The organism is Cobetia sp., from assembly GCF_983723665.1.
In genome coordinates, this window is record NZ_CFDJES010000013.1 from 22,710 (window position 1) to 34,629 (window position 11,920).

An 11,920-nucleotide genomic window follows, 5' to 3' on the forward strand; every position below is an offset into this window, starting at 1 on the left:
AGAAGAGGCATTGGTGCGCGGGCTGCCGCCAGCGGCACTCGTGGGAGGCGTGGTCATGATCGAACGTTCCTTGATGGCGTGGCGCGTCATTTGTAGCTCGCGCACATCCTTCATGGGATGCATCGCGGCGCGCTCTTGTCCGTCAAGGAATAGCCCATGTCAGACATGCCAACAAGACACCCTAGACCAAGGGTGGGACCCGACTTTGGTCACACCTTTACGCAAATCCCTGTTGCGAAAGGGCTATTCAGGTACTGGCAATTCCCCCGTGTGCTGGCGTCAGGCCGTGAATCGCACGCGGCCGATCGACACCGTACGCTCGGCACCGCTGTCTGCCACCACCGTTCTCAGCGCTGCCTCGCCTGCCGCGCCGAAGCTGGCCGACAGCTCGATCTGGCTGACGCCCTGGGCGACCAGCTCACTGACCAGCCGCTCGGCCGCCCTCAGCGTCCCCAGCGTGGCGACGGAAATGCGGACCTCGCCGCTGCCCTGACTGCTCAGTGAGGTATTGCCGCTGTTCTCGACCAGGATCAGAAAGGCATGGTGCTGCATGACGGCCATGAAAGCCTCCTTGCACGAAGATGAGCAGAGTGTGTCCGGCATCGAGAATAGCGTAGCGCGTCCGCTCCCGGGCACAGGCTGATCTTTCTGAGCGCTGGTTGACCACTCTCCCACCCCGCTGCGCACCACACCGCTCGGACTCGTCTGGCCGTGGTGCGGGCACAAAAAAACGCCTGCCGCTTGCGCGACAGGCGTTTCTTATCTGGTGCATGACAGCGTTACGCCTCTGTCAGCACTGCTACGGTGAGGGCCAGCCGGGCTGGCACCTCGTCACGCCTCAGGCGTAGACCGGCAGACGTGCACAGACGGCGGAGACCTTGGCCTGCACCTCGGCTTCGGCAGCGGCGGAATCGCCAGCGACCATCGCATCGAGGATATCGCAGATCCAGCCGGCCAGTTCCAGACACTCCTGCTCCTGGAAGCCACGCGTGGTGACGGCCGGGGTACCGATACGCAGACCGGAGGTGACGAACGGCGACTGCGGGTCACCCGGTACGGCGTTCTTGTTGACGGTGATGTGGGCACGGCCCAGCGCAGCGTCAGCGTCCTTGCCGGTCAGGCCCTGCTTGACCAGAGACAGCAGGAACAGGTGGTCTTCGGTGCCGCCGGAGACGACTTCGAAGCCGCGCTCCAGGAACACGGACGCCATCGCCTTGGCGTTCTTGACCACTTGCTTCTGGTAAGTGGTGAAGGCCGGGTCCATCGCTTCCTTGAAGCAGACCGCCTTGGCCGCGATGACGTGCATCAGCGGACCACCCTGGCCGCCCGGGAAGACAGCGGAGTTCAGCTTCTTCTCGATGTCGGCATTGCCTTCGGCGGACAGGATCAGGCCGCCACGCGGACCGCGCAGGGTCTTGTGCGTGGTGGTGGTGACGACGTGGGCGTGGGGCAGCGGGCTCGGGTAGACGCCAGCGGCGACCAGACCGGCCACGTGGGCCATGTCGACCAGCAGGTAGGCACCCACTTCGTCGGCGATCTTGCGGAACTCGGCCCAGTCGATGATCTGGGAGTAGGCGGAGAAGCCGGCGATGATCATCTTCGGCTTGTGCTCACGCGCCAGACGCGCGACTTCGGCGTAGTCGATCAGGCCGTTCTCGCCCAGACCGTACTGCACGGCGTTGTAGTGCTTGCCGGAGAAGTTCGGACGTGCACCGTGAGTCAGGTGACCCCCCGCGTCCAGGCTCATGCCCAGAATGGTGTCACCCGGCGAGACCAGCGCCTGGAAGACGGCACTGTTGGCCTGGGAACCGGCGTGCGGCTGAACGTTGGCGTAGGTGGCACCGAACAGTTCGCAGGCACGATCGATGGCCAGCTGCTCGACCTTGTCGACGAACTCGCAACCGCCGTAGTAACGCTTGCCCGGGTAACCTTCCGCGTACTTGTTGGTCAGCTGGGAGCCTTGCGCCTGGATGACGCGGGGGCTGGCGTAGTTCTCGGAGGCGATCAGCTCGATGTGAGCTTCCTGGCGAACGACTTCGTCGTCCATGGCGCTCAGGAGCGCATCATCAAAACCGGCAATCTGCATGTCACGGGTGAACATCGGGTGTCCTCGCCTGAAGGGTGATGACGACAGCGAATTCCGGCGCGGCCGGCTCGCCATCTGGGGGTAAGATCAGGACCAGCATGATACCTCAGCCAGCGGTCCGATTCACATGAATCAGCATCATTGTTAACGCAAGACGGCCCCATGACCGAGACAACGATCATGAGGCCGCAGGTTGAGGTCGTCAGGTGCCATCATCCGGCGCTGCGATGACGAGGCCTGATGGCGCTCACTGCAGGGCGCGCAGCCCCGCCATCGGCGGCTGACGCCTCACTTCTCTCGACAGCCAGAAGCCCAGCCCGCCGATCAGCACGCCACCCGTCAGCGGCAGCAGCACCCACAGCCACGGATGCAGCACCACCGGCAGCCCCAGCCAGCCGGAATAGAGTCCGACCGCCGCGCCTTCGGCGAGCATCGCCGCCAGCAGCCCACTGAGCAGGCCGAGCAGCACGAACTCAGCGGCCTGCAGGCGGGCCAGCAGCCCCTGACCGGCGCCGAACACCTTGTACAGCGCGCCTTCGTGCTCACGTGCCGGACGACTGGCTACCAGCGCCGCGTAGAGCACGCTGGCCCCCGCCAGCAGCACCAGCCCCAGAATCAGCTCCACCGCGCGCGACACCTGGGCGATCAGCTCCTGCACACGGGTCAGGATGGCGTCGATATTGATCAACGACACGCTGGGGTAGTCGCGCACCAGCGGCGCCAGCTTGCGCTCGTCCTCGAGATGAAACGCCGTCATGTAGCTGTGGGCGAAGCTCTCGAGCGCGCCGGGCGGAAAGATGACGTAGAAGTTGGGCAGGAAGCTGTCCCAGTCGACATGGCGCAGATTGACCACCTGGGCCTTGACGGTCTCGCTGCCGATGGTGAACGACAGGCTGTCACCGATGACCAGCCCCATGCGCTCGGCTAGCTCCTCCTCCATCGACACCGGCACGCCCTGCGTGGCGGCGAGGCGACTGCGCGTCTCGCTGTCTGCATCGGCGAAGTCACTGATCGGCGCCCACTCACCCGACGACAGGCGGTTGTGGTCCGGCAGATCACGATGCCAGGTCAGGTTCAGCTCCCGCTGCGGGACGCCCTGCTGCTCGCCATCCCCCTCGTCGCTGCGTCCTTCCTGCATGCCGCCTGCCGCCGGCTGATCCGACTGGGCTGCCTGCAGGCGCTGCTGGGAGCGTCCCAGCAGGGATTCGCCCTTGAGCGCCGTGATACGACCACGCACCATCGGGTAGAGCTCGCTCTGGCTGTCACCGGCCTGCTCATCCACCATCGCGGTCAGCTGCTCACCGAAGGCCTGCTGCTCTCCGGGCTGGATATTGATCGCGAAGTGATTGGGCGCATCGGTCGGAATCTGCGCCTGCCAGCGGGTGATCAGGTCACCGCGTACCAGCGCGATCAACGCCATCGCCGCGAAGGTCACGGCAAAGGCGACCAGCTGGCCGAGGCTGGCACCGCGCCGCCTGGCCAGCATGCCGCCGGCGAGGCGAATCGGCCGGCTCCAGCCGCCCTGACCGCGCATGCGCGCCACCACCTTGAGCATCAGCGACAGCAGCAGTTGCCCCACAACCATCAGCAGGCCCAGCGCGATGATGCCACCGACCAGCAGGCCGGCCGCCAGCATGAGGTCACCCGAGTAGAGCCACATCAGGGCGCCGAACACCAGACTGGCGATCGCCACCACCACCCACGCCGAGGCAGGCAGCGGGGCCAGTTCACGCCGCAGCACCTTGAGCGCGCTGACCTGACGCAGACGCAGCAGCATCGGGCCGGCGAAACCGACCAGCACTGCCAGCGCCGTCAGAATCCCCAACGCCAGCGGCAGCGGCCCCGGTGCGGGCAACTCCAGCGGCAGGAAGCGCTCCAGCAGCGCCACCAGCCCCATCTGCCCCAGCAGGCCCAGCACCGCACCCCCGGTACTCGCCAGCAGGGCCAACCAGCCAAGCTGGGCCGCGAACAGCCGTGACAGTTGACGCTGAGAGGCACCGAAGCAGCGCCACAGTGCGGCGCTATCCAGATGCCGCTCCACATAGCGGCGCGTCGACATCGCCACCGCGACCCCGGCCAGCAGCACCGCCACCAGCCCGGCCAGACTCAGGTACTTGTCGGCACGCTCCAGTGAGCGCCCCAGACGCGGGCGGTCTTCGCGCACGTCCTTGAGCCGCACCTCGGCGTTGTCGGCACTCGCCAGCAGCGGCGCGATGGCATCACGCGCCTGCTGAACCGCCGCCGGATCGCCCGCCGCCAGCAGGCGATATTCCATCCGCGAGCCGGGCTGGATCAGACCGGTGGCGTCGAGATCTTCCATGTTGAACATCAGGCGCGGACTGAACTCGGAAAAGCCGCCCTGCTGATCAGGCTCACGCGTGATCAGGCCACTGATGGTGAGCTGCTTGCGCCCGACCGTCAGGGTATCGCCGACCTCGGCCGACAGCGCCATGGCCAGGCGCGGCACGATCCACGCCTCGCCCGGCGGCGGAATCTCCGCGCGTGAACTGGTGCCTGGCGCCTGAGCCTCCTCGCCCGTGGCATCCGACTCCAGCTCCACCCGGCCGGCGAGCGGATAGCCCGGCGACACCGCCTTGAGACTCGACAGCACGAAGCTGTCGCCGTGCGAGGCCATCGAGACCATGCCCAGCTGCGGCGACATCTCAAGCCCCGCTGCGCGGAAGGCCTCGGCAAAACGCGGGTCGAGCGGGTTGCTGGACTCCAGCACCAGGTCCCCGCCGAGCAGCTGGCTCGCCTGGCGATTGAGCCCACGGTCGAGACGGTCCAGGAAGAAGCCGATCATGGTGGTCGCGGCGACCGCCAGCATCAGCGCCAGAAAGAGCGCACGCACATCACTGGCGCGCAGGTCACGCAGCAGGCCACGCAGCGCCAGCGGCAGGCGCGCCCCACGCGGGCGCTGCGCGTTGGCGGAAGATGTCGCCGCGCGGTCAGACACCCGGGACTCAGACATCGTCGCCTCCTTGTGGCGTCGCCACGGCCGGCGCACTCGCCTCATCCTTCCACTCCACCAGCTTGCCGGCCTCGAGATTCAGGCAGCGATCACAGCGCCTGGCCAGCGTCAGATCATGGGTGACCAGAATCAGCGTGGTGCCCCGCTCGCGGTTGAGGGTGAACAGCAGCTCCGCGATGCGCTCGCCGGTGGCGGTATCCAGATTGCCGGTCGGCTCATCGGCGAACACCAGCCCCGGCCCCGCGACGAAGGCGCGCGCGATGGCCACGCGCTGCTGCTCGCCGCCGGACAGATGACGCGGCAGGTGATCGAGTCGCTCTCCCAGCCCGACCCGCGTCAGCCAGTCACGCGCCTGCGCCTCGATATCGCCCTGCGGGGCCAGCTCCAGCGGCATCAGCACGTTCTCCAGCGCCGTCAGCGTCGGCAGCAGCTGGAAGTTCTGGAACACGAAGCCGACCTGCCCCGCGCGCAGCGCCGCACGGCCATCCTCATCAAGCCCCGCAAGCGAGCTTCCGAACAGGCGGATATCACCCTCGCTCGGGCTGTCCAGACCCGCCAGCAGACCCAGCAGCGTCGACTTGCCGGAACCGCTGGCCCCGATGATGGCGACGCTTTCTCCGGCCTGCACGGCAAGCTCCAGGTCCTCGAGGATGGTCAGGCGCCCTTCGCCACTGGTCACCCGCTGCGCCAGCCCGCTCACTTCCAGCACCGGCGCAGGCGTTGCGCTGGCCTGCGCGTCTGACGAGGTTTGATCCGACGCAGGGGTCGCGTCGTTAATGGAGGCGTTATGTGACATCGTGTCTGCTCGCTTATGGTAGAGAACGGGGTGGGCACGAACTCCAGACCCCGAAACGGGTATGAATAGTGTGCAGATGATGGAGATGATGAATGCAGAAATGGCTAGTGAATCGGCGTGACACCCAGCGCCTGGCGCGCGGTGGCAAAGCCCCCGGCACGCCGGGACTCAAGCGGCTGCGCAATGCCCTCGCCAGTTCGGCACTGGCCCTCGTGGCCGTGCTGACGCCTCAGGTGGCGCTGGCCGATGCGCCGGCCCCGTGGCTGGTGGTCGGCGACTCCATCTCGGCCGGCTACGGCATCGACAGCAGCCAGGGCTGGGTCGCGCTGCTTGACGAGCGCCTCGAGGACAGCCTGGGCAGCGATGCGCCTGAGGTCATCAATGCCAGCATCAGCGGCGACACGACCGAAGGCGGCCTCAACCGTCTGCCGGCCCTGCTCGCGCGACACGACCCTTCACTGGTGATGATCGAACTGGGCGGCAACGACGGCCTGCGTGGCCTGCCCCCCGCCCGCATGCAGGCCAATCTGGCCAGCATGATCGAGGCCGTGGAGGACGCCGATGCCCAGCCCGTGCTGCTCGGCATCGAGATTCCGCCCAATTACGGCCCGGCCTACACCGATGCCTTCCGTCAGGTCTACCGGGACCTGGCCGACGAATATTCCGTGCCGCTGGTGCCCTTCATCCTCGAAGGCATCGCCACGGCCCCGGCCAGCGAGAAGCTGATGCAGCAGGACCGCATTCACCCCACCGCCAAGGCGCAACCGCAGCTGCTCGACACCATCTGGCCGACACTCGCACCACTGGCGCAACAAGCGGCGTCAGCGGAGTGATCAATATCAGGCGCGGCGCATGTCACGACAGCTTGCATGCGCCTACCTTGCCGCGAGATGACAATCCGCGCCTGCCTGATCAGTGCCTGTCAGGCAGGCCATCTGGGCCATGAGGCCTTGCAGCGCTGACGTCATCAGCCCGGGTCGTCGGTCGTCGGGGCCAGGCCCCATCCTCACAGGGAGTACTGCCATGAGTAAATCCAACAACAGGAAGGCGGATGCCGGCAAGGCGCATTCGAAGGCCAGGGATGCCAAGCGCAAGGACGCCAAGGGCAAGGCCAGCAAGAAGCACGCCACTGGCGATGCCCCGCGCATGACGCTGGGGCCGGTCTCCAGTGACGCCTACCCCTACGACGAGCGCCTCAAGCGCAAGGTCTATGAGGCCGAGAAGCGCGCGCTGCAGATCGAGCTGCTCAAGGTGCAGCATTGGCTGCGTGACAGCGGCGGGCGTCTGGCCATCGTGTTCGAGGGGCGTGACGCCGCCGGCAAGGGCGGCACCATCAAGCGCTTCATGGAGTATCTCAATCCGCGTTTCGCGCGCATCGTCGCCCTCGACAAGCCCAACGAGACGGAAAAAGGCCAGTGGTATTTCCAGCGCTATGTCTCGCGCTTCCCCACCAGTGGCGAAATCGTGCTGTTCGATCGCAGCTGGTACAACCGCGCGGGGGTCGAGGCGGTGATGGGCTTCGCCACGCCGGAAGAAGTCGAACGATTTCTGGTGCAGGTGCCCCAGCAGGAGCGCCTGTGGGTCGAGGATGGCCTGCACCTGGTCAAGCTGTACTTCTCGGTGTCCCGCGAGGAGCAATCGATCCGCTTCGCCAAGCGCGCCGCCGACCCGCTGACCCACTGGAAGCTGTCACCGATGGACGCCGTGGCGCAGAAGAAATGGGATGAGTACACCGATGCCGCCGAGGCGATGTTCGCACGTACGCACAGCGATCATGCGCCCTGGACGCTGATCCGCTCCGACGACAAGCGCCGGGCCCGTATCGGCGCGCTGCGCCATGTGCTCAGTCAGCTCGACTACCCCGGCAAGGACAAGAAGATGATCGGCACCCCGGACCCGCTGATCGTGGTGGATGCCGATCGCCTCATCCTGCCCGACGACTGACGAGCGAGTGGCGGGCGGTGCGCTGACGGCGCGGCTCGCTCAGGTCGATTGTGACAGCTCCGCCGGCGCCTTCTGCAGCTGCTGCAGGCCGAGTCCGGCCAGAATCAGCACCAGCCCCGCCAGCGTCGAGGTCAGAATCGGCTCGCCGACGATGAAGTGCAGCAGCGTCAATGAGATGGGCGGCGACAGGAAGATCAGGTTGGAGACCTTGGCGGTGCGCGACACCTTGTGCACCGCCAGCTGCCAGAGCACGAAGGCGATACCCATCTCGCACAGGCCGACATAGATGCCCGCCGTCAGCGCCTGGGGGTTGGCGCTTGCGCCGATGAAGTTGCCGAAGCCCGGCCCGAAGGCCACCAGCAGCGTCAGCACCGGCAAGGCGATGCTGAAGTTCTGCCACTGGGCGACCAGCGGCGCGCGCGGGTCACGCGCATTGAGCAACCAGTAGAGCGCCCACAGCAGGGTCGAGCCCAGCGCCAGCCCGACGCCCAGCGGGTCGGCGAAGGCGACATTGAATATCTCGCCTCGCGTGGCGATGGTCCACACACCGGCGTAGGCGATCAGCCCCGCCGCGACATCGATGCGCGTCAGGCGCTGCGCGAGAATCGGCACGGCGAGAAAGGCCATCGCCAGCGCCCAGGTGTAATTGAGCGCCATCGCCTCCTGGCCCGGCAGCCGCGCGTAGGCGCCGAACAGCACCAGATAGTAGCCGACCGGATTCATCAGTCCGGCCCAGAGTGCCGTACGCCAGCCGCCGCGCCAGCCGGTGGTGAGCGCTTCGCGCAGCTTGCCCTGACGCCACATCAGCACGCCGATCAACAGCCACGACACCAGTGCCGCCAGCCATACCAGCTCCAGCGGCGACATCTGCTCAAGCGCCAGCTTGAAGGCGGTCGCCACCGTCGACCACAGGGCCACGGCGCCCAGACCGTAGAGCATGGCTTCCCTATCCTGACTCATGGCATCCTTCCTCGCATTTCGGGTATCGCCTTCCTGGCGATGAGTGTCATGGCGATGGCAGCGACAATGCCCACGGCCTGACATTCGAGCATCGCGTGCCCTGCCCGCTGCTGCAAGCCGCGCCACCAAAAAGGAATTTCGTGAATGACTGATGCCACCGATCCGCAAGCCTCGCCGGCACCCGCGCCCTCTGCGGGAGATGCCCCGACCACGGCACTGGTCAGCGCCTATCGCCTGGATGGCAAGGGCGGCGCCAGCCTGCTCGATGACGACAGCCTGCGCGAGCAATGGCAGGACCCCGACGCGCTGATCTGGATGCACCTCGATTACACCCGCGGCGACGTCAATGACTACCTGGACGACCTTGCCCAGCTGGATGAGCCGAGCATCGAGGCCCTGACCGAGCTGGATACCCGCCCGCGCGTAGCGCGCTTCGGCGGCGGCATGGTCACCACGCTGCGCGGCATCAACCTCAATCCCGGCGCCGCGCCGGAGGACCTGCTGTCACTGCGCCTGTGGATGAGCCCGACCCGTCTGATCACCCTGCGCCGCCGGCCATTCCAGTCGATCACTCAGGTGCGTGAGCAACTGGAAGCCGGCCAGGGCGCGGAAAGCATCTCCTGGCTGCTGGCGATGCTCAGCGATGCGCTGGTCGATCGCGTGGCGGAGCTCAGCCATCGCCTCGATGAGCAGCTCGCCATCATCGAGGAAGACCAGCTCAATGATGTCGAGATCGACCCCGATGACATTACCCGCCTGCGGCGCCCCCTGATCACCCTGCGACGCTTCATGGGGCCGCAGCGCGACTGTCTGGCACAACTCTCCCAGGGGCCGTTGTGGATCGATGAACAGGCGCGTCTGGACCTGCGCGAGATCGCCAACCAGCTGTCGCGCTACGTGGAGGATTTCCAGGCCATGCAGGAGCGCGCGCTGATCATCCATGAACAGCGCATGAGCGAGCACAACGAGCAGCTCAACCAGCGCATGTATCTGCTGTCGGTCATCACCGCCGTCTTCCTGCCGCTGGGCTTTCTCACCGGCCTGCTGGGGGTCAACGTCGGTGGCATACCGGGCAGCGACAGCCAGTGGGGCTTCGCTGCCTTCGTCGGCATCACGCTGGGCGTGGTCGCGATGCAGATGTGGCTGCTCAAGCGCAAGAAATGGTGGTGAGCGCGCCCATGGCGTAGCGAGCTGCTTGCAAGCGCTGCTTACGAGCCCTGCTCACGACTGGCGCGGTCGATATGGCCCAGATCGCGCTCAGGGTCGAGCACATCACGCACGCGCTGCTTGAGGTCACGACTGTCGGGGAAGCCGCCGTCGCGCTTGCGCTCCCACAGTACCAGCCACTCCGAATCTGGGGTGGCCTGGCACAGCACCTCGAAATGGCCCCCGTGACTCGGCGCCAAGGCCACCTCACCGAGGTCTTCTCCGAAGGTGGACAGCAGTTCCTGTGCATACCAGGCCGCACGCAACAGCCAGTTGCAGCCGGTGCAGTAGTGAATCCGGACTTTCAGCGTGGATGCCTGATCCATGGTGGTGCCTACTCCAATCAATGATGTAATGATCACTTCACTGCACTGTCGCGCAATGGTCAACACCAAAAACCTACACACAAACTGTACATAAACTATACTCGGCGCAGTCATTCCTTCAGTTGACGTCGCACTGCGATCGATCCTTCTTCAACCGGCGGCACGGGCGTGATCTGCATCACGACTTCCCGTACACGACGCCGATAGCGGAGCCCTGGCCACATGTCACCCCTGTCTTCCTCTACCGAGGCCTCCTCACCGTCAGACGCTCAAGACCGCGAGGCTGAGCGGGAGTCTGCAGACAAAGCCCACGAGAGGCCGTCGGGCAGCGGTCAGAGTCGCTTCTTCGAGCGCATGACCGGCGATGAAGATTCGCGCATGTGCAAGGACATCTCCGAGGATGCCTGCCACCAGCAACCCGGCAATTTCTGGCGTCATCTGCTGGCCTCGCTGGGTACCAAACTGGCCGACGAGATGGCCAGTGCGCGGCTGGTGCTGCCGTGGCTATTGGGGTTGATCGGGGCGCCGGTGTGGATGGTGGGGCTGCTGGTGCCGATTCGCGAGGCCGGCGCCCTGCTGCCTCAGCTGCTGGTGGCAGGCTTCATTCGCCCACTGCCGCAACGCAAGTGGGTGTGGGTCGCCGGGGCCTCCATCCAGGCGCTGATGGCACTGGGGCTGGTGATGATCAGCCTGCTTGCCGAGGGCAACTTCGCCACGCGTCACGGACTCGATGGCACCCTCGCGGGCAGCCTGGTACTGATCCTGTTGATCCTGCTGTCGCTCGGGCGCGGGGTGGCCTCCATCGCCACCAAGGACGTGCTGGGCAAGACCATCGCCAAGAAGCGCCGCGGGCGCCTGATGGGCTGGAGTGGCAGTGTGGCGGGGGCGATGACCCTGCTGGCCGGCGTCGCCTTGATGCTGCTGGGCGAGCAGCCCGGGCAGCAGGTGCTGGCGATACTGATGGCCATCGCGGCGCTGGGCTGGACACTCAATGCCCTGTGCGCCGCCATGATCCGCGAGGACAGCGGTGCCACCAGCGGCGGCGCCAATGCCTGGGAGACAGTGCGCGACGGGGTCATCCAGCTCAAGCATGACGCCGCCTTCCGCAACTTCAATCTGGCACGCGCCCTGCTGCTCTCAAGCGCGCTGGCACTACCGTATATCGCCTTGCTCGGCCAGCAGCAGAGCGGTGAGAGCCTGGGCGGACTGGGCGTGCTGGTGGTGGTGTCAGGACTGGCCGGCATGCTGGCCAGCCCCATCTGGGGCAGGCTGGCCGACACCTCCAGCCGCCGCGTGATGCGCAACGCAGGGGCCGGCGCTGCCGTCTGCTGCGCCCTGGCCGGCAGCATGGCCTGGTGGCCACAGGCGCTGGCCGACAACATCTGGAGCTACGCGCTGGTCTACGGGCTGCTGGTGATCGCCCACGCCGGTATCCGCCTGGGACGCAAGACCTACGTGGTCGATCTCGCCACCTCTGACAACCGTGCCCTCTACGTCGCGCTCTCCAACACCCTGACCGGCGTGCTGATGCTGGTACTGGGGCTATTGATCGGCGGGCTCGCCCAGTGGCTGGGCAGTGAATGGTTGCTGATGATTCTGGCGGTCGTCGCGGCCTGTGCCGCGCTCTGCGC

10 protein-coding genes are annotated in these 11,920 nt (G+C 66.3%); 4 read left to right on the plus strand and 6 right to left on the minus strand.

The features are described from left to right. Positions 1-279 precede the first annotated feature (279 nt). The 4 genes from AC4FAH_RS02805 to AC4FAH_RS02820 all read right to left on the minus strand — a co-directional run bounded on the left by AC4FAH_RS02805 (position 280) and on the right by AC4FAH_RS02820 (position 5,853). Complete coding sequence (locus AC4FAH_RS02805; RefSeq protein WP_153636358.1) at positions 280-561, minus strand: DUF6506 family protein; 282 nt, start codon at positions 559-561, stop codon at positions 280-282. 277 nt (positions 562-838) lie between these two features. Continuing rightward, the gene (gene glyA / locus AC4FAH_RS02810; protein ID WP_054555546.1) at positions 839-2,101 is read right to left on the minus strand and encodes a serine hydroxymethyltransferase; all 1,263 of its coding nucleotides are present in this window, start codon (positions 2,099-2,101) and stop codon (positions 839-841) included. Between the two features lie 232 nt (positions 2,102-2,333). Then, on the minus strand, positions 2,334-5,057 hold the full coding sequence (locus tag AC4FAH_RS02815) for an ABC transporter permease (protein WP_490245623.1): 2,724 nt from the start codon (positions 5,055-5,057) through the stop codon (positions 2,334-2,336). Next, complete coding sequence (locus AC4FAH_RS02820) at positions 5,050-5,853, minus strand: ABC transporter ATP-binding protein (protein WP_054555547.1); 804 nt, start codon at positions 5,851-5,853, stop codon at positions 5,050-5,052. The genes AC4FAH_RS02815 and AC4FAH_RS02820 overlap by 8 nt, the downstream gene beginning before the upstream one ends. A 92-nt stretch (positions 5,854-5,945) precedes the next feature. Between AC4FAH_RS02820 and AC4FAH_RS02825 the strand changes: the two genes are divergently transcribed. Beyond that, a complete protein-coding gene (locus AC4FAH_RS02825; RefSeq protein WP_490245624.1) occupies positions 5,946-6,686 on the plus strand; it encodes an arylesterase in 741 nt (246 codons plus the stop codon). 190 nt (positions 6,687-6,876) lie between these two features. Continuing rightward, the gene (gene ppk2, locus AC4FAH_RS02830) at positions 6,877-7,797 is read left to right on the plus strand and encodes a polyphosphate kinase 2 (RefSeq protein WP_054555548.1); all 921 of its coding nucleotides are present in this window, start codon (positions 6,877-6,879) and stop codon (positions 7,795-7,797) included. A 39-nt stretch (positions 7,798-7,836) separates the two neighbouring features. Here ppk2 and AC4FAH_RS02835 read toward each other — a convergent pair whose 3' ends face one another. Beyond that, positions 7,837-8,757, minus strand: coding sequence for a DMT family transporter (locus AC4FAH_RS02835; protein ID WP_043331386.1), 921 nt, complete (start codon positions 8,755-8,757; stop codon positions 7,837-7,839). 144 nt (positions 8,758-8,901) lie between these two features. On the opposite strand from AC4FAH_RS02835, the gene AC4FAH_RS02840 reads away from it, so the two are divergent. Then, the gene (locus tag AC4FAH_RS02840) at positions 8,902-9,927 is read left to right on the plus strand and encodes a zinc transporter ZntB (protein ID WP_225347105.1); all 1,026 of its coding nucleotides are present in this window, start codon (positions 8,902-8,904) and stop codon (positions 9,925-9,927) included. Between the two features lie 38 nt (positions 9,928-9,965). Here the strand turns inward: AC4FAH_RS02840 and AC4FAH_RS02845 are convergent, their stop codons facing one another. After that, entirely contained in the window at positions 9,966-10,289 is a 324-nt protein-coding gene (locus AC4FAH_RS02845; protein WP_054555551.1) for an Rdx family protein, read from the minus strand. Positions 10,290-10,643: 354 nt separating this feature from the next. Between AC4FAH_RS02845 and AC4FAH_RS02850 the strand changes: the two genes are divergently transcribed. Further along, positions 10,644-11,920: MFS transporter (locus AC4FAH_RS02850; protein ID WP_490245625.1), on the plus strand; the 1,277-nt coding region annotated here is incomplete at its 3' end.